20 protein-coding genes are annotated in these 19,203 nt (G+C 34.4%); 8 read left to right on the forward strand and 12 right to left on the reverse strand.

The window, feature by feature from the left end:
* Position 1: 1 nt before the first annotated feature.
* The 5 genes from AC4BB2_RS13350 to rsmG form a co-directional block, all read right to left on the reverse strand.
* The gene (locus AC4BB2_RS13350; protein WP_490473380.1) at positions 2-790 is read right to left on the reverse strand and encodes a hypothetical protein; all 789 of its coding nucleotides are present in this window, start codon (positions 788-790) and stop codon (positions 2-4) included.
* A gap of 36 nt (positions 791-826) precedes the next feature.
* A complete protein-coding gene (locus AC4BB2_RS13355) occupies positions 827-1,651 on the reverse strand; it encodes a helix-turn-helix domain-containing protein (protein ID WP_490473381.1) in 825 nt (274 codons plus the stop codon).
* A gap of 909 nt (positions 1,652-2,560) precedes the next feature.
* Positions 2,561-3,454, reverse strand: coding sequence for a ParB/RepB/Spo0J family partition protein (locus AC4BB2_RS13360; RefSeq protein WP_490473382.1), 894 nt, complete (start codon positions 3,452-3,454; stop codon positions 2,561-2,563).
* The gene (locus tag AC4BB2_RS13365; protein WP_490473383.1) at positions 3,447-4,208 is read right to left on the reverse strand and encodes a ParA family protein; all 762 of its coding nucleotides are present in this window, start codon (positions 4,206-4,208) and stop codon (positions 3,447-3,449) included. Before AC4BB2_RS13365 ends, AC4BB2_RS13360 begins: the two co-directional genes overlap by 8 nt.
* A gap of 15 nt (positions 4,209-4,223) precedes the next feature.
* Positions 4,224-4,940, reverse strand: coding sequence for a 16S rRNA (guanine(527)-N(7))-methyltransferase RsmG (rsmG, locus tag AC4BB2_RS13370; RefSeq protein WP_490473384.1), 717 nt, complete (start codon positions 4,938-4,940; stop codon positions 4,224-4,226).
* 413 nt (positions 4,941-5,353) lie between these two features.
* Between rsmG and AC4BB2_RS13375 the strand changes: the two genes are divergently transcribed.
* A complete protein-coding gene (locus tag AC4BB2_RS13375; RefSeq protein ID WP_490473385.1) occupies positions 5,354-5,782 on the forward strand; it encodes a hypothetical protein in 429 nt (142 codons plus the stop codon).
* Positions 5,783-5,928: 146 nt separating this feature from the next.
* On the opposite strand, the gene AC4BB2_RS13380 is transcribed toward AC4BB2_RS13375, so the two are convergent.
* The 5 genes from AC4BB2_RS13380 to AC4BB2_RS13400 form a co-directional block, all read right to left on the reverse strand.
* Positions 5,929-6,684 (reverse strand): class II aldolase/adducin family protein, encoded by a 756-nt coding sequence (locus AC4BB2_RS13380; RefSeq protein WP_490473386.1) that lies wholly within the window; start codon positions 6,682-6,684, stop codon positions 5,929-5,931.
* A gap of 6 nt (positions 6,685-6,690) precedes the next feature.
* Positions 6,691-6,951: a hypothetical protein gene (locus AC4BB2_RS13385; protein WP_490473387.1), complete on the reverse strand. Its 261-nt coding sequence runs from the start codon at positions 6,949-6,951 to the stop codon at positions 6,691-6,693.
* Positions 6,952-6,987: 36 nt separating this feature from the next.
* Positions 6,988-8,343, reverse strand: a complete 1,356-nt coding sequence (locus tag AC4BB2_RS13390; RefSeq protein ID WP_490473388.1) for a PTS galactitol transporter subunit IIC — start codon at positions 8,341-8,343, stop codon at positions 6,988-6,990.
* Positions 8,344-8,464: 121 nt separating this feature from the next.
* Positions 8,465-8,767 carry a PTS sugar transporter subunit IIB gene (locus AC4BB2_RS13395; protein WP_490473389.1) on the reverse strand — a complete coding sequence of 101 codons (303 nt, stop codon included), beginning with the start codon at positions 8,765-8,767 and terminating at the stop codon, positions 8,465-8,467.
* Positions 8,760-9,236 (reverse strand): PTS sugar transporter subunit IIA, encoded by a 477-nt coding sequence (locus AC4BB2_RS13400; protein ID WP_490473390.1) that lies wholly within the window; start codon positions 9,234-9,236, stop codon positions 8,760-8,762. The genes AC4BB2_RS13395 and AC4BB2_RS13400 overlap by 8 nt, the downstream gene beginning before the upstream one ends.
* 245 nt (positions 9,237-9,481) lie before the next feature.
* Between AC4BB2_RS13400 and AC4BB2_RS13405 the strand changes: the two genes are divergently transcribed.
* Together AC4BB2_RS13405 and AC4BB2_RS13410 are read left to right on the forward strand one after the other, a co-directional pair.
* Complete coding sequence (locus AC4BB2_RS13405) at positions 9,482-10,240, forward strand: DeoR/GlpR family DNA-binding transcription regulator (RefSeq protein WP_490473391.1); 759 nt, start codon at positions 9,482-9,484, stop codon at positions 10,238-10,240.
* A 61-nt stretch (positions 10,241-10,301) separates the two neighbouring features.
* Positions 10,302-11,252: a 1-phosphofructokinase family hexose kinase gene (locus tag AC4BB2_RS13410; RefSeq protein ID WP_490473392.1), complete on the forward strand. Its 951-nt coding sequence runs from the start codon at positions 10,302-10,304 to the stop codon at positions 11,250-11,252.
* A 79-nt stretch (positions 11,253-11,331) separates the two neighbouring features.
* On the opposite strand, the gene AC4BB2_RS13415 is transcribed toward AC4BB2_RS13410, so the two are convergent.
* Complete coding sequence (locus tag AC4BB2_RS13415) at positions 11,332-12,723, reverse strand: M24 family metallopeptidase (RefSeq protein ID WP_490474705.1); 1,392 nt, start codon at positions 12,721-12,723, stop codon at positions 11,332-11,334.
* A gap of 31 nt (positions 12,724-12,754) precedes the next feature.
* Positions 12,755-13,462, reverse strand: a complete 708-nt coding sequence (locus AC4BB2_RS13420; protein ID WP_490473393.1) for a GNAT family N-acetyltransferase — start codon at positions 13,460-13,462, stop codon at positions 12,755-12,757.
* Between the two features lie 227 nt (positions 13,463-13,689).
* Between AC4BB2_RS13420 and AC4BB2_RS13425 the strand changes: the two genes are divergently transcribed.
* The 5 genes from AC4BB2_RS13425 (at position 13,690) to AC4BB2_RS13445 (ending at position 19,203) form a co-directional block, all read left to right on the forward strand.
* Positions 13,690-14,415 (forward strand): LytR/AlgR family response regulator transcription factor, encoded by a 726-nt coding sequence (locus AC4BB2_RS13425; RefSeq protein WP_490473394.1) that lies wholly within the window; start codon positions 13,690-13,692, stop codon positions 14,413-14,415.
* A 268-nt stretch (positions 14,416-14,683) separates the two neighbouring features.
* Positions 14,684-14,986, forward strand: coding sequence for a WXG100 family type VII secretion target (locus AC4BB2_RS13430; protein WP_490473395.1), 303 nt, complete (start codon positions 14,684-14,686; stop codon positions 14,984-14,986).
* 71 nt (positions 14,987-15,057) lie between these two features.
* Complete coding sequence (gene esaA, locus AC4BB2_RS13435) at positions 15,058-18,489, forward strand: type VII secretion protein EsaA (protein WP_490473396.1); 3,432 nt, start codon at positions 15,058-15,060, stop codon at positions 18,487-18,489.
* Positions 18,486-18,956 (forward strand): type VII secretion EssA family protein, encoded by a 471-nt coding sequence (locus AC4BB2_RS13440; RefSeq protein WP_490473397.1) that lies wholly within the window; start codon positions 18,486-18,488, stop codon positions 18,954-18,956. The genes esaA and AC4BB2_RS13440 overlap by 4 nt, the downstream gene beginning before the upstream one ends.
* Entirely contained in the window at positions 18,946-19,203 is a 258-nt protein-coding gene (locus tag AC4BB2_RS13445) for an EsaB/YukD family protein (protein WP_490473398.1), read from the forward strand. Before AC4BB2_RS13440 ends, AC4BB2_RS13445 begins: the two co-directional genes overlap by 11 nt.

Consider the following 19,203-nt stretch of genomic DNA (forward strand, 5'->3'; position numbering starts at 1 on the left):
TTTAATCTAGTGATTGGTCAGCTAAACGGCTAGCCTTACCTAACAAATCTTCCATAAGTACACTTGTTTCACTTTGTAGACGAAGTATTCTAGTATGGTAATTCGCTGCTTCTTGATTAATCATTTTCAATTCGATTGACGCTTCAGAAACTGCTTTTTTCGTCTCATGTCTTGCCGCTTCAACGGTTCGATCTGCTTCAATAGTGGCGCGTTCAATGATTTGTTGGGCTTTTTCTTTCGCTTCCATCAAGACTTCTGCAATTTGATTTTTCATTACGTCTTGTTGGCGTAATTGTTTTTCGTTCTCTCTACTTCTATTTCGTTCTTCTAATAATTGTTCTTCTAATTGTATTCTTAAATCTTCTGATTGCCTTTTTTGTTCTTCAAGTGAGTGGATTTTTTCTTTAGACTTGGATGAACTTGTCAGACGCATCGTTAATTGATCGATTTCTTGCTGTTTATTCTCAACTTCTGCTTTTAATCGCTCTGCCATTGTTTTTTGTCGTTGTAATTCTTTTTGAAATTGTTGGTTTTCATTAGTCAAATGTTCAATCACAGATGCTTGTTCCTGTTGTATTTCTTGCTCTTGTCTTCTCATAATAGTTTCCGAACGCTCTCTTTTAGTTGAAGTCTCTGGTCGATTTTTTTTAGGAGGATTATACGGTTCTTCTTCATATTCATCCTCATCGTACTCTTCATATTCGTCGTATTCATCAAACTCATCGTAGTACTCTTCATATTCATCATCGTATTTCTTTTTTTTTTTACTTTTTTTGTTAAATATCGCCAAATTTCCCGCTTCCCTTCTTATGCTATCCTTCTTTATTTACACACTGCCTACCAGTAGTTCTCTTATTCCTTCATCCCATTGTTCATCTAGCTCCACAAACTCTTGATTCAGATAGTAACCTATACCTTTTTTATTTAAAATAAATGGCTCAAAAATCGAGGTTTTATCCATAATTTTTTGTTTGATACGATTAATAAGATTACTCAACAAAGCCTGTTTATTTTTTTTCGTAGCATTTGTCCAAATGGCTTCACATAACGCCTGACTGGAAAAGACTCTTTGCTCCGACTTGATAAAATGTTCTAACACCTGATGCTCTTTTTTAGTCAACGGAATCAACCAATTATCAATAATCAGTGTACGGTCTTTTAATTGAAAAGAGTACTGCTTTTTCACTTTCACTCCATTTGAAAATGTCGCTCTATTTTGAGAGTAATCTTCATTTTCTACAGAATTTACTGCTCTCTCTTGTTTATTTTTATCTGTACGACTTGCAATCTCCTCAAAGATACTTGCCAACTTACTAGCCAAATCAGTGACCGATATCGGATAACGAACAAAAATTACATTAGTATTATTCATATACTTAGACTCATTGACTTGTTCTGATTCAAACGTTAAAACAACAATTGGCTTGTTCAGTAACGCTAGGTTATCTAGAAACGACTCTTTTAACCCACTATACATAGACTGTTGATAAATAATAAGATCAAAGTTTTGTAGGAAATAAAACTCTTTATCTCTAGGGTGAGTTAATATATCCTTTGAAACCATGATTTCATAATCCATATTCAACAAACTATTTTGCAACAGTCCGTTTGCACTTAATGTGTCGGTCAATATAATAATTTTTTTCCTCATAACTGGAAAATCCCCCTTTTAATGTGTACTAAGTAATGCCAACCATTCGTGTTTGTTAAAATTCCTCGGACAAATATACATCGCACAGATTTCAAATCTTGTACTATATACAAACTGTATTTCTAGACTAGTAGGAATTTCCTATTCTTATATAGAATAAGAAAAAAGATGATTCAAATACTATTGTGTATACATTTTAGTTTGTCTGGTGACGGTTAAATGACGGTCTAATAAAAAAAGGGAGCAAAAAAGAATTCTAAAAAAAGTGAATTTTAATAAAATAAATGAATCATCATTTATATATAACTATAAAAGAGGCATTTTGCTTTTCTGTCTTCTTTACTGATAAAATCGATGCTTTACAGTGATTTATTTGACGGTCTATTTGACGGCGTATTAAAATAAGTAAAGTTCCTACGAGTTATTCTTTATTAAGGGAAACTCAAAGGCCAACAAAATTTATCCTGCCTTTTACACTTTAGTAGAGCTGTCCAGCAAGGGTATATTGTTGAACACATGATTTTCCCTTTTTTATTGCTCATAATACACATTTATTAAATATATTGTTATTTTTTTATTCCTCATTGACATGTTCAAAATATTTATTGTATACTTGATTCAATAAGTATTTAATTACCTACCTATTTAACGGTATTCCTGTAGTTTGATTTAAACAATTTAAAATTTTTCTTATTTTATATAAGAATAAGAAAAATTATTTTTATTTTCTCTTTTGTTATTTTTTATAAATATTTACATTACTGAACTATCTATTTTTAGTACATAGTCCTATAAGCCATTGCGTTTATTAGTCGTAACAATCAAAATTTCCGTATAAAAAAGAGTGTGAAGAAAAACTATTTATTAGTTTTTCTTCACACTCTTTTATTCAACTATTTATCCAATCCCTCACGCTTCGTCAAAGTGAATCTCTAAAATATCTAAGATTCTAGCTAAATCTGATTGTGAAAGGTATTCAATTTCAATTTTGCCTTTACCTTCTTTTTCTTGAATAGCAACAGTTGTACCAAATTTATCCATCAAACGATCTTCGCTTTCACGGATATAGTAGGGTTTTTCTTTGCTATTTTTCTTTTCCTTTTTCGGTGCTTTCTTACCTTGGTTTTCATTTAAATCGTTAACGATTTGTTCTAATTGTCGAACCGTTAAGTTTTCTTTTACCACTCGTTTTGCCAAGGTCAGAATCAAGTCTTTGTTTTTTAAACCGAGCAATGTTCTAGCTTGTCCCATTGATAACGTTTCACCTTGAACCATCTCTTTAACTTGCGTAGGCAATGTTAACAGACGCAAGTAGTTCGCAATATATGGACGGCTTTTTCCTAGACGCTCAGCTACTTCAACTTGTGTTAATTTAAGATTTTTCATCAACATATCATAAGCTTCCGCTTCTTCAAGTGGATTTAGATCTTCACGCTGCAAATTTTCTAAAACAGCAACTTGCATCATGGTTTCTTCATCAAATTCACGGACAATTGCCGGAACAGTTTCTTTATCTGCTAATTTTGATGCACGAAAACGGCGTTCCCCAGCAATGATCTCGTAGCCCTTAACCGCTGATTTTCTAACAATAATTGGTTGAAATACACCTGATTGCTGGATTGAATTTGCTAATTCTTGCAAGGAGGCTTCATCAAATGTTTTTCTTGGCTGATAAGGATTTGGACGAAGTTCGTTTAAAGGAATTTCAAGTACTTCTTCTTTTTGAACATCTACATCTTCCAAATTAGCAAACTCTTGAAACAATGCATCAATACCTCTACCTAAACCTTTTCCTTTACTCATTATCCAACACTTCCTTTGCTAGTGCTTGGTACACTTCGGCACCACGTGAACGAGGATCATAATCAATAATTGATAAGCCATGACTTGGTGCTTCTGACAATCGAACATTTCTTGGAATAATCGTATCATACACCTTTTCACGGAAATACTTACGAACTTCTTCAACGACTTCTGCACCTAAATTTGTACGTGCATCATACATCGTCAATAACACTCCTTCAATGCGTAAATCAGGATTAAAGTGTTTTTGAACCAAACGGATCGTATTTAACAGCTGGCTTAACCCTTCTAATGCATAGTATTCACATTGTACAGGAATCAAAATAGAGTCGCTAGCTGTAAAGGCATTAATGGTTAAATGTCCTAACGATGGCGGACAGTCGATCAAAATAAAATCGTAGATATCACTAACTTCTTCTATAGCCGCTTTTAACCGAGATTCTCTAGCCATCATTGAAGTCAATTCAATTTCGGCACCAGCAAGTTGAATCGTTGCTGGAACAATGTCCAAATTTTCTCTTGAAGTTTCTTGAATAACATTTTTGATTGGCTCTTCATTCACTAATACATCGTAGACATCCGTTGCAACATCTGGTTTACGGACGCCGATACCACTTGTTGCGTTTCCTTGAGCATCAATATCGATCAGCAACACTTTCTTACCATAATAGGCAAGACAAGCACCTAGATTCACAGTGGTCGTTGTCTTACCAACGCCGCCTTTTTGATTCGCTACAGAAATTATTCGTGCCATTTGTGTCCCTCCATCTTATTTGATTGGTTGTTTGTTTGGCAAACCAGGTTTTCTTGGATATTTTTTAGGTGTCTCTTTTTTCTTTTGGATTACAACGATATGGCGCTCATCGTTTGTAATTGGCAATTCAAATGAAACTTCTTTTTGAAATTTACCACCTAAAGTCGCAATTGCAGGTTTAGCTTCGGTAATTTCTTCCTCACTTTTAGCAGCTTTTAAGGCTAAGAAAAAACCGTCTTTCTTCACTAAAGGTAAGCACAACTCACTTAGGACATTTAAGCGGGCAACTGCACGAGCAGTTACGTAATCAAAAGCCGCACGAAATGCTTCTTTTTGTCCAAATGTTTCTGCACGATCATGGTACAAAGAAACATCTGTCAAATCTAGCTCACTAACTAATTCATTCAAAAATGTAATTCGTTTATTTAATGAATCGACGATCGTTACTTCTAATGTTGGAAAAACAATTTTTAAAGGAATACTTGGAAATCCTGCTCCAGCACCAACATCACAAATTGATTTGCTGGTTGAAAAGTCTTCAAAAAAGGCTAACGATATAGAATCGTAAAAGTGTTTTAGATACACATCTTTTTCTTCCGTAATCGCTGTGAGATTCATTTTATCATTCCACTCAACAAGCAACTCAAAATAGCGAGCAAATTGCTTCATCTGATGCTCTGATAAATGGATTTCTTTTTGGCTTAATAACTGTTTAAATTCTTCTGGTGTCATATGTTTCCTTCCTTGCGTGAAACAGAAAATGTTTCACAGTTCTCTTTTCTTACTTTAACGCAAATCTGAACAACATGCAACGTTTTTAGCTATGTTTTTGCTCATCCTTAATGTGCTTATATTATACTGATTTCCACCAACATTTATTAGATATGTGTAGTAAAAACGGTTGACAATCTATTTTTTATATAAAAACAACTTGTATATAATAAATTATAACGGTATACTTTATTTGTATCTATGAATTTACAAAAAGAGTAAAATAAGTAATCAAGGGTTGTTGTTAGTTTTCTAAGAAATTAGAAAATATTACTTTTTTAACAATTGTTTTATTTGTTACTATTTAAAGAATTGCTATTTGAGACAAGGGTTATCAATAATAGTTACATTAAAAAAGGAGAGAGATATTTAATATGAAAAAATTAATTTTAAAAAGTTTTTTAGCTACAATGTTCGTTGGTATTGTTGCATTTTCTGGTTTAAACAGCGCAGATGCTGCTGAATATGTACAAGTTCAAGACGAGGTTCCTAGTGGCGTTTCTGAGTACTTTTATGGAGCTCAGTATGCTGGTGTCCGTGATAACATGGGACCTGAAGCTGTTGATTTAGTAATTACTAATTTATCTAAAAAACCAAAAGGTTCTAGATTAGTTATTGGTGAGTTTGACTTTTTTGGTGATAGAAAATTCAAAAATTTTGTAGAAGTTAATACTTACTACCCACTAACTATTTCAGGTGTTTTTGCAGTTACCAGACCAGTTACTTCTGGAAATGCATGGTTAGCTTTAGCTTACATCGATAAAGATGGTAAGATGTTAGATTATACATTCGTACAAAAATAAGTTAATTCGTCTCGAATAGAACTTTTAGTAATCAGAATATAACCGACTTTTTGAAATGATTAGATCAATTAACATAAAAGAGTCTTATTCAAGTTGAACTTGAATAAGACTCTTTTATTATGAACTAAATCACCGCTTTACTCTCTTTAATCACCCGCAGTCATTTTTACGATTTGATTATAGATCGGCTCATGTCTCATCAAATCATCGATTGTTCCTATCTTTACTCCTTTAGAATAGTAACCATCTAAAATACCAAGTTTTTGAAAAATTGTTTGTTTATAGGCAATTTCAGCATTCCATTCTACTGTGTCAAGAATTGATAAAGCTGAGTGAATAGCCTCCATTCCAGTTTCCCCACCCGTAGTAATCAGTACACCATGACTATCTAGTAAGAATTCGTGAGGTAGAGTTTTTCTCGCCATGGTCTTAATATGATTACTTACGATTTCTGCCAGTTCTTCTGAACAATTCGGTTCAAATTCTAATACTTCTATATATTCCACTTTCTGTGTTGCCTCAGTCAAGTTAGGCATATCCAAACCGCTAGTTGCCCAGAACATGCTATTTGGCGCATGAGCATGAAGAACTGCTTTGATTTCTGGATTCGCATCATACACTGCTTCGTGCATATTAATTTCTCTTGTTAGTCCCCCTTCACCAGCAACCACTTTTCTCGTGTGAGGTTCTACGACTAAAATTTGTGATGGTGAAACATGCCCCAGATAAGCCTGAGACATCATCGTAGGGGTCATGATGATATATTCTTTGCCGTTTTTATCCGTTGTTTTAAAGGAAAAATTCCCACCTGCAACGTTTGTATTTTTACGTTCAAAAATCAACTGTACAATTTTCGCCATGTCTTCTCTTTCTCGTTCAAATAAAATTCTTCCATCTGCCATGATTTATTACAACTCCTTCTTCTTTTTTAATAAGCTACCGTTATGAACCGCCTCTTTTGCAGCATTTTCTATAATTTCATATTCTTCGTATTTTTGTTTTTTTCTTTCATCGTATTCTTTAAAAAGGACTGCATTTCCGTTTCTATAGATAAAAAAAGAAAGGAGAATAACTAGAAAATATATAGGTACAATATTTATCGATAGTGCCAACAAAAAAAGGATGATATCTAAAATTAACAATGCTGTCCATTTTCCTTTTTGACTCATATCATTCCATCCTTTCTTTTTAACCATTCAGTTTAGTTAGCTATTCAATTCTTTATATCGTTCACTTGGGACTGGTTCTTTGGCCATATATTTGTATAACCACACAAACATTGCAACAAAAATGATAAACCCTACAATTGCCAATATATTCAAATTCGCTGCTTCAGCAAATAAAATTTTAAATTCCGGCCCTTCGATTGATGACCAAGTGATACTTCCACCTTTTAGATCTACTGCACCTGTTTTTTTCGCTAGACCAGTCAATACTGGTGCAAGATACGTTGCGCCATATAAATAAAGTGGTGTATAAATAATTCCTAGTGTGATCATTCGATATAAATTACCACCAGTTAAAAGTAATCCGCCAACAGCGATAGAATAGTTGATGATTCCTGCTAATGGCAAAACTTGATTGCCTGGTAAAATCATAGCGTAACCAATGAAGACTGGTACTAAAATGATTGCCGTTACCCAAATTTCAGAGCGTCCAGCTAAAATCGGCCAATCTAAACCAATATAAACTTCACGATCTTTGAATCGTTTTTTCATCATCTCTGACATCGCATCAGCTAATGGTGACAGGGACTGCATAAACATTTTGCTAATCATTGGAAACAAAGCCATTGCTGTAGCGACTTGAATCCCTAAGTTTAACGAACCAGAAACACCATACGCTGCGCCAAAACCAAGTAAGACACCTATAATAAAACCCATGACGCTATTTTCAGAAAAAATCCCAATTTTTGCTTTTAAAGCTGAAGTATCCGCTTTTTTATTGAAGACAGGGATTTTATCCATCACAATATTGACCGGTAACATCAATACAGCAGAAATATTCATTAAATGTGTTACTGTTACTAATGGAATTCCTGTTAAATCCTGAATATGCCGTTGAAACATATCCCCCATTTTCAACTCCAACACAACTTGAACGACGGCTGCAATAAACCCAGCCACCAACGATCCACTGATGAAATAGACCAAATAAGCTGTCAACGCTTTACCCCAAACATTCCACATATCAACATTCAAGGTTTTCGTCAAGTTCAGTAGTAACATAATAAAGTTAACCCCTAAAACAACTGCGAAAAAAACGAATGCATAAGACCAAGACCATGTAATACTGGCCGCACCAGTCCATCCTAAATCAAGCGCAGGCAATCGAATACCAGTATTTTTTGCCATCGCTTCAGAGGCTGGGCTTACAGCATCAGACATAAAACCGATTACCATACTCATCCCAGTAAAAGCCACACCCAAAGTAATTGCCGACATAAAAGCTTTTTTCAACGGCATGCGCGCTATCAGCCCAATAATCAGAATAATCAAGGGAACGAAAATTGCTGAACCAAGATTTAATATATAGTCAATCACAGATTGAAAAATTCCCATCACTTGTACCTACCTATCCTTTTAATTTTTTGGTATGATTAATTTGTATTAACTATCTAAGATATTGAAAGTTTCTCGATATCTATCAGCGTTCAGGTTCGTCACAATCTGAACGCTTTTTTTATTTTTTCGTATCGTTGACGATTCCTTCATAAATGTCATCAACACCCATACCTGTCAAAAACGGTACACCTGCATAAACAGAGACACCTAATTTTTCCGCTTCTTTCAACACTTCATCGTCAGGCTTAGCAATATAAACATAAATACTTGCATTAGGTAATTCCTGTAAAATGGATTTATAATCCACCGCTTCTACTGGGTAATCAATTGTATCTGCATCAAATCTACTTTTGATTTTTTCTGCTACCGTGGTACTTGTTGCGACACCGCTGCCACATGCTACAATCAATTTTCTAGCCATTTTTAACTTCCTCCCATTGTTTCATAAATAAATTGAAAACCTCTTCACTTTCTGTGATCGTCTTTAACTCAGAGACAAATCCTTCATTTTGAAATAAAATCATCAACTCTTGTAGTAAACCAACCTGTTTCTCAGGTTCTTTAATCCCTAAGAAAAATAAATCCTTCACCTCCATCTCTTGATTGTCACCCATTTGTTTGACCTTGATTGGTTTTGTTGTTCTTGCAACATAAATGAAAGGCCTTTCAATATATTCTGTGTCTGAATGAGGCAATGCAATATTGAGATACTCTGTGATCAGCCCTGTTGGAAAGATTTTTTCCCTTGATCTAATTCCTTCTAAGTATTCATTGTTTACGTACCCAGCTTGCTGTAGCCGCTTTGCGATAAGCTCAAATAATTCTTCTTCATCTTGAACAGCTACTTGTAAATCAATTAATTCTCGTTGAAACATTTCTTTTGTCTCCATCTCTTCCCTCCTGAATATAAAAGCCTAGTGGTCTCATCCGGACCTGACATAAAAATATAAAGCTAGATAATACACATATTTAAACTTTTTGTGTTCAACTTTGTAAAAATATGTTAAACTTTGTTTATACAAAAAGAATACAACTTGTGAAATGGTTTGTCAACGCTTTCTTTCGATTGTTTTTTGTTCGTTTTACGTTTAAAATGTAATAGATAAACATTTTCGAACAAAAAGGGGAACCTATTATGCTAAAAAGAGAGCGCCATGCGCATATTTTAGAATTACTGGAAAAAAGTACTTTTATGACTGTATCCGATATTGCTGCAGAGCTACATGTCTCTGAGATGACGATTCGCCGTGATATCAATGAATTAAGTGATTCAAATCAATTGGTTCGTTTATATGGCGGTGCACAAAAAATCAATCGAAAAGACAAAGAACTAGCCACCCACGAAAAAATCAATCTACATATTGAGGAAAAAGAATATATCGGAAAAATCATGAATTCTTTGATTCAGGATCATCAAGTTGTTTTTGTTGGTGCAGGAACAACCATTTTATATGCCTTACCTTTTATCAAAAAACAAAATCTGATGATCGTTACCAATAGTTTATTGGCCTTCAATTATGTTATTGAACACACTGACTATCGCATTTTATTAACTGGAGGGGATTTTACACCAATTACAGAAGAATTCATCGGTGAACATGCGGAACAAACATTTGAAACCATCAATATTGATATTGCTTTTGCTGCAACGAATGGCATCTACAATAACAATGTGACTACTTCCAACTATTTAGAAGGTGGTGTTCAACGAGCAGCTTTTAAAAATGCCAAGAAAAAAGTTGTTGTCGCAGATAGTACAAAATTCAACGTTAGTGATGTCTATACATTTTATAAACTATCCGACTTAGACTACCTCATCACTGATGATAAAATCGATGAACAAACCTTTAATTTCTATCAATCTTATGGCAAATTGTTAAACAAAAAAAGTTGACTGGGTATCGTCTGCTCTTTCACAAACCCAGTTAACTAGGTACCTGAAGGAGGAAATGACAATGATTTTAACAGTCACACTTAACCCATCCATGGATTCGATTTATTTTACAGAAACCTTTACTATAGGTGAAATGAACCGTTGTAGTAATCCTGTCAAAGCTGTTGGGGGAAAAGGAATCAATGCAGGAAGAACAGCGGCAATTCTAGGTGGAGAGGTTACAGCGATAGGTGTTTTAGCCGGAATGAACGGTGCATTTATTCGAACAGCTCTTGAGCAAGAACCCTTTAATACATTTTTTCTTTCAACTACTGGAGAGTCAAGAAATGCGGTCACAGTGATGGATCAAGAAAAAAAACAAACCGAGATCGTTGAGCTTGGACCAGAAATAACAGCTGAAACGGCAGAAAAAATAGCAGACACGATTATTGACTATTCTCTCAACCAGAAAAAAGCCCCCATCATCGCTTTATGCGGGTCTGCCAATACTAAAAATGAACACTTATACCATGACTATTTACAGCATTTAAACAATAACCTAGGCTCAGGTGTAAAAATTTTAACCGATATTTCAGGAAAACAGCTGCAACATGTGCTAAATGCAACCATAAAACCTTATTTTATCAAACCGAATATCCATGAATTCGGGGAACTACTGAATACTCCTATTACCAACAAGAAAGAAGTTATGGATCATTTAAATCATCCCATATTGAAGGAAATTCCCTTTATTTTAGTTTCCTGTGGAGGCGATGGTGCAGTCGTAAAATATAAGGAGCAGATTTTTGATGTTATCATCCCGGAAATTGACGTTATTAACCCAACTGGTTCCGGAGATGCCACGGTTGGCGGTGTTGCATTTGCTTTAGATCAAGACCTTTCAATTGAGGAAACACTCCGTTACGGTATGGCATGTGGGATGAGTAATGCTCTTGAACAAGCTGTAGGTTACGTGTCCATTGAAAACGTTGAGATGCTGAAAAATAACATCATCGTACAAGAAATATCGTAAATGTTTCACGTGTAACAATGCGTTTTAAAAATAAAATAAAGAGCAAATCTTCATTTTAAAGATTTGCTCTTTATTTATTCTACTTAACGCGACGAAAAGCTTGGTCTTTCGCCAAATAAAATGGCCGTAGATAGCCCACTGTATTTGATAAAGGAATAACCTCTTCACTTAATTCAATATTAAGTACTTCTCTGATATAAGTTCTTCTAGCAGTAATTCGGTACCATAGCTCTGGGTACTTCTCTTTGATTTCTTCTTGTAACGTGACATCGGCTAAAGCTACACATTCTTCCGCACTTACACCAGTATAGCCCGCTATTGAAGGAATGATATCAATCTGTAAGATCATGCCGCTTTTCAGCGTTTCCTCAGATTCAGCGTAAATTGGTGAAGACATCCATTCTTCATCTGAAACCAAATGTCCCGGATTTAAATGCCAATGATACTTCTCTTTAGGGAAAACCTTTTCTATTGTTTGATACAACTCTTTTCCTTTCATACCAATTTTTATCGTTTCCAGCCAAGTCACAACCGCTTTATAATAAGGTTTTGCTACTCGTTCTAGGTAATCTTGCTGCCCTTTTGGAAGTTGTGCCGCATTTTCTATAACAAAACCAGTTCTGCTGGATAACCCACCTTTAAATGCTGTCGTTAAAGATAATGGATCACCTAGCTTTACTTTCTTATGTGTAGGATAAACATTTGCATATTCAAAACGCTGCCCAGTTGCTGCAATCGTGACAACTGTATTCGTTTGTCCTTCTGCAGTTAACTCATTTCCTAATACCGCTTCCGTTACACCAAGTTCAACAGTATCCAGTGCTTTCAACATACAATTAGAAGATAGATTTGCTCCATATTCATAATGAGCGATTTCATTGGCATTATTCACCGTGCGTACGCCTTTGTCTCCCCTAATAAACAGATGAGCTGCATTTTTGATTACAGTTTGTTTACCTTTACTCGCTAAAAGAGCCTGAATAATAAAATAAGGAAGATCAAAGTAGGCTTCATTATCCGATTCAGTTGTAGTAAACATTTTCCAACCTACCACACCGATTTTACCCTTTTCAGACAAACCAATCTTTTCAAAAATACGTTCTAATCTTGCTTCATTATCCATGGGCTGATTAGGTAAAGAAAATAGTGGAGAATGAATCAATTGGTTTTCAATTCGAGAAACTTTCGCCATCTTTAAATTTTCATTTCCAAGAATCAATGTACACTCCCCTGTGACATCTAAAACTAGAAGTCCTTCTTCAAAACGCGGAATAAAACCTGTTAAATACTCAAAATTTCCTCCATGCTCTTTGTCTGCGTAGATTACTAGGCTATCATATTCTTCTGACTTCATATTTTCCAACACTTTTTGCTTTCTTTCACTCATCGTTTCATCTGTTAAAAAAGTTGGTGCAACATCATTAAAAACCCTTGGCTTAGCAAGTTCTGCTAACTGAATTTCTGACTTTATCATTTTATTTACTTCCTTCCTATCATTATGTTTAAAACTCATTCAGGTGTTTTTTTTGTTCCCCATCAGCCGTAAAATTCGATTCAGCTAACCATGAATATATTCGTGATTTTATTGTTGGCCACTCACTGTCAAGAATAGAAAACCATGCCGTGTCTCGATTTCTATTTTTATACACTACTGCATTACGGAAAATCCCTTCAAAAGTAAACCCTAAGCGCAATGCTGCGTTTCTAGAAGGGGCATTTAACGAATCACACTTCCATTCATAACGACGATAACCTAACTCATCTAGCGCATAACAGGCTAAAAGATACTGCGCTTCTGTAGCAACTCGAGTCTTTTTCAACTGATCAGAGTAGATAACATACCCGACTTCTATAGACCCATGCTCTCTATCTATTCTCATAAGTGCTAACGTACCAAGTGCCTTGCCAGTATCTTTGTCAATAATCGCATAATGAAATGGATCTTGTAATTGACTATTTACCTCTAAGTATGTAGAAAATTCTGCTTTATTTTTGAATGAAACCATTGGTATATAGGTCCAATTTCTAGGGTTACTTTCAGGTCCATAGACTTGATATAAGTCTTCAAGGTGCTTGTTTGGATCTACTTTTTCTAAACAGCAATAGGTTCCTTCCAATATCATTTTTACTGGGTGGTTTCTGACAGACCAGTCCTTTACTGGATGGCCAATCGGCTGATTATATTGATTATAATTTATATTTTCTTCCATCAGATTCCCTCCTACTACGTTTCCTTAGTCTACCTAAGAATAACATTTGCGTATAAATTATAAAACGGTTTTCCTGATAACTATTCAATTAATAATATTATGATTATAGAAATTATATATATTTTTTTGACAATATCTGCTAAAAAGTATGCTATTATAATAATTAGTGATATTGATATAATACATATTGCCATACATTTAATCTTAAACTCAAGGGAGATGAGCGATTGAAGATTGCCTTGTGTGATAATAACCAGCGAGAAATGGGAAAAATTGAATACTCTTTAAATTCTCAAACCTATGAATTTGATCTCTTCAGCAACGGTGAAAAATTATTACGACACCTCAATGAAATAGACACAAATTATAATATATATTTCATCTCTATTGAATTGTCTGAATTGGACGGCATTGAATTAGCTAAGAAAATACGTACATTTGATTTAGAAGCACTTATTATTTTTATATCTGATGACAATCAACACATGCCAAATGTTTTTCAAGTTCAAGCGTTTGATTACTTACTGAGACCAGTTTCTCATGACTGCCTGTTAAAAACAATGGATAGAGCCAAAAATTACTTTAATGCCATACACGCCTATTTTGAATTTTCTTTTAATCGAAAATTGATTATATTACCAATGAATGAAATTGTATATATTGGAAAAAGCGGCCGTGTCGCATACATTCATACAACTGAAAAAGTCTACAAAACTTATATGACGATGGCAGAAATTATGGATAAGTTGAACAAGGATTTATTCACTAGAATACATGGCAGCTACATAGTCAACTTAAACTATATTATTGAAATTACAAAAAATGAAGTCTTTGTAAAACGATTTGAAGAGAGTGTACAGCAAGAGAATGGCATATCCTTGCCCATGAGCAGAAAATTTAAAGATGAATTAAAGGAGAGCTATGCTGCGTTTCTCAGAACAAGGAAACGCTAGCTAGCTGTTTTTTTCTGTTTCAGTGACTTCTGATTACTACAAAAATTTGCATTTTTTATTTTTCATACTTATAGTTCTCAATAAATACCAAAAGAAGAAAAAGAGCATTCTTTAAGGTAAGTTATAATTTTATTTAACACGCTATTTTTTACTTAAAACACGCAACTTTTTACTTTAAGTGCTTTTCCGTTCTTTTTTTATGGTAACTTTTATATATCTGGCAGGCATTATTAATGTCTTCTAAATAAAAAATTGGAGGAATGAAAAAATGGCAGGCGATAGAATTAAATTATCCCCACAAGAACTAAGAACTTCCGCAACAAAATATATGGACGGTTCACAACAAGTACAAGACATTTTACAGAAATTACAATCTGAACAAGACACAATCAGAGGCAACTGGGAAGGTAGCGGTTTTGATAGCTTTGACGATCAATTCAATGCTTTAAAACCAAAAGTATCTGAGTTTGCTGAATTATTAGAACAAATCAACCAACAATTAAACGAAGTTGCCAATATTATGGAAGAAACAGACCAAAATATCTCTTCAGCAATCGGAAGAGGTTTATAAGAAACACATAACTGAGGAATAGGGAGGGCACTTGCTCCTCGCTGTTCCTCTTTTATTTAGGAGAATGATAAATGAACAGTAAAAAACTATATTATATGTTGAAGTCTGTTTGGATGGTTGTAATATTACTTGTTATGCTTATATTTATGAATCGAGATTTCACCGATATCTCTGCAAATAAAGCAAAAGAAGAGCAAGATATGCGCTTAAATATTGCGTTGGTAAATGAAGATAACGGGATTAATAAAAATAACATAGACTATAACCTCGGCGCAGATTATGTAAAGAAAATCGAAAAAGATGCAACATATAACTGGTTTACAGTTAGTCGAGGCATCGCCGAAAATGGTTTAAAAACCGGTACTTATAACTTACTCGTAACGATTCCAAGCAATTTTTCAAGTAAACTTTTAGAACTAGACAGCGAAGCACCAGAAAAAGTGCAAGTTAACTATAAAATCAATGCAAACGGTAATGCTACATTAGAAAACGAATCTAGAAGCGTTGGACGAAAAATCGTGAATGATTTAAATCAACAGCTGGTAGATTTGTATGTTGTCAGTATTATTGACAATTTATATACCGCTCAAAAAAATATCGAAAAAGTCTATACGAATCAAACCGCTTCAGTTGGCGAATTCCAGAATATTCTTTATCAGCCGACGATTAATTTTAAAGATTATTTACCAGGTATCACTTCACAATCACAAAGTGCTTTACAAGCAAATGATTTACTCACGAATACCTTAATGGAATTCATCAAAAATCCTGAGTCACTTGTTAGTAGTCACCAAGATTTTTCTTCTTTACTAGAACAGCTATTAAAACAACGTGCAGACGGAAAAATGACGTATGAAGATTTTGTAAAAGATTTAACATCAATGGATAGCAGTGTGCTAAGTTCAGAAACTAGTAAATTATACAGCACATTAGAAAGTCTGAATCAATCATTACAAGAAGAGTTTGTGGCTTCTAAAGATGGTGACGGACGCTACATCGAGCAGATGAATGAATTAAATGAACAATTACTTGCTTCTAAAGCAGATGTTGAAAAACAGGTAAATGAATTAGAAGAAATCAAAGAACGGTATTTTGATACCTACAGTAAAGAATTCTTTAAACAATTTAGAATAAATGATCCAGATGAAGCATCTAAAGTAACATTTGGTACTGTTTTAAAGAAAATGAACTATACATCGTCCTTAAATAACCTTGGCACCTTCAATGATGAATACCTGTCACGGATACAAGGTCGTTTAAATAGTTTACCTTATAAAATCGATACTGAAGAAATCGATGAAATGAACGAAATTTTTCAATATGCAGGTGCTCCTTACAACGACAATGAGCCGCTTAAGAGCATCAGTCGCAAAACGGAGCAAATTCAAGCTCAGGTAGATCGAGTAAATGAAAAAATTGAAAGAGCTAATGAAAAAATCGAAGAAAATAACGAGCAAAATGATGATAATGCTAAAAAGATTGATCCGCTAGTTTGGGATACTGATCCAGAATTTATTAAAGAAAATAGTTCTTATTATACTGATCTCAAAGAAGCTTATACTAAGCTGCAAGATGCTAAAAAAGAGATTCTAGATACAACAAGATACAACAATCGAAAAAGCTTCCAAATAGCAACGAACAATTTTAATGGAGGAAAATTCAGTATCTCTAATATAGAGGAACTCAATAACTTAGGGATCATTAATATTAGCTTCGATAGAGACGGATTCTCTCCTGTGGGCAATCAAGAATATGATATCGAACGAAAAAGTGACAGAACAACGATCTATTATAGTTTTTCTGATACGTATGATGAATACTCTACAACAGCCCCTTCTTTTGATGTTCTATTGAAAAAAGAAGTAGAACCAGACAAAGAATTAGTTGTTCCAACAACTACTGTCACTACTAACCCAGTTTTTAAATCACTCACTAATGAACAAGAAAGCAGTGAGAACGCAGTATCAGAAAGTACCACTACTTCTGAGAGCATCGAACAATCAGATGAGAGCGAACCTGAATCAACGCAACAAACCACTCATCCTGAAACAAAACAAGTTCAACCCGTTCCAAATCAACCAGATTCACGTACCGCAACTCTTTATGTAGCTGAATGGAATCAGGCAGTAGACACAACTCTATTTCTAAATAGAAATTACCAAAAAACCAAAAGATACTATTCAGAAGAAGTTGGAAAAGTACAAGAACTATACAATAACGTGTTGGAAGAAACTAGAAACTTTAATAAGTATCCGTTTGATGTTTTCAACAACTTACTAGATATGAACATGACTGAAATGTTCAAGCAAGTTCTAAACGGAACATTTACTGCAGGTCATTATAAAGATCAACATGACAAGCTTGTATCTCTAAGACGCCAAGCAGACGATATCGATCGTCAATCTGGCAGAATCGAAGAGAAACTGAAAGACATTCAAGGAAACACTGTAAACTTAAATGAAAATGTCCAAAATCACTTAACTCAAATCGCAGACTGGCAAAAAAATATGTCTGAAATCACAGCTTCAGAAATGAAAGTCTCTTCTGACAATAGTGCCACAGATACAGAGATATCAGCGGTTGATAAAATGCTGGAATCCGTTAAGAAACAAGCGGAAATGCTCAAAGAAGCATCTGATATGAATGTGAAAGAAGCTGAAAATGTTAAATCAGTCTTCACTTCATTCGATAAAGAAGTCCAAACTGCTCAGAAAAACGGTGAAGACTTATCTACTAACGCCGATGTCATCATGGACAATCTAAACAAAGAATTAGCTAACAACAATGATTTCGTTTCAGCGTTTATCAAAGTATTAAACAATGCCCACAAAGACGGCGTGCCGAACAATACTTTGCTGCAATTTATTGCAAATCCTGTCAACGGAAAATCAGAAGCAACGATCAAAACAACCGAAATCAATGAACCATTTACGTGGATTTTGATTATGTATACCTTAAGTTTGTTTGTCGCTTACCTATTTGCCACTCAACCTGTTGTCAGAAAAGTAAAAAACAAATTCAAACGGGAAAAATTATGGCTCAAAGACAATATGCTGGAAACAATGCTTATTAGTATGAGTGCCATTGGTATTGGTTTGATTTTAGCTATGTTAAGTATCAGCGAATTAGCCATTGTAAAAGAGTCCCAAATCGTTTGGGGCATGATGATTGTGCTGTTTATGCTGATTTTCTCATTACTAAATCACTATGCATTGAAACAATTCCATATCGCTGGATTTGCCTTAAGTCTCTTCTTATTTATCAGTTATGTGTTTGTCACCAACGCCATTGGAAAAACCAAAGGTAATAATCCGATGGTGGACATTATTCGTTCCATCAATCCATTGTCGATTGGCGAAAACAACTTAGCAGATATTTTGGCAAATAATGCGTTAAACATTGTTCATATTATTTTATATCTTTTAGCGATCGCAGCATTGATTGTGTTTAACATCTTTATTTGGAAACCTAGACGGAAAACGAAGGAAGTGGCAGTGAAATGAAAAAGTTAATGTTCTTATGTTTACTAGGAATAAGCGTCTTTTCTTTTTCTGATACAGCCAATGCAAACGAAACCTTGCTGGATAACAACTTAGAGTTACAAACAGATCGATTAAACAAAGAACAAGTCGACGATGGCAAAACCAAAAGCTTTGTTGCAGAAGACCGCTTGTTTGAAGAAGAAATGATCCAAAAAATCACCAATGCAAAAAAAGTGGAAGAACATCAAAAACAAGAAGACTTGTCTAAACTCTTTCTAGCTAAAACAACCAAAGTAAAAGAGTTTGATACTACTAAGCTATTTGCAGGAAATGAAAAGAGCCAAGCAGCAGTAAAAAGAGAAGAACCTGTACCAACAGTTTCTTCTCCTCCTTCGCTACTCCCATTAATTTTAGGACTAGCGCTAGTGACTGTTGTTACACTACTTTTGTATCACAATAGAAAAAGAGGACAAAATCATGGCGGATAATACAGAACACATCAACGTAACGTTGATGTATCAGAAAAATAAAGAAAAAATGGTGGATTTAAGAATCCCAAATAACATTACCGTTTACCGATTTATTCGAGAATTAAATCAAATATTCGGAAAAGGACAAGACGTCAAAAAATACCAAATCAAAGTGTTGAATAAAGGACTTCTTTTAGATGAAGAGAAAAAATTAAAAGATTTTCCGATTACTAACGGAGATATCATTGAAGTGTTGGGGGAGTAA

It is taken from the genome of Enterococcus sp. AAFC-DPL-5146 (assembly GCF_058216635.1).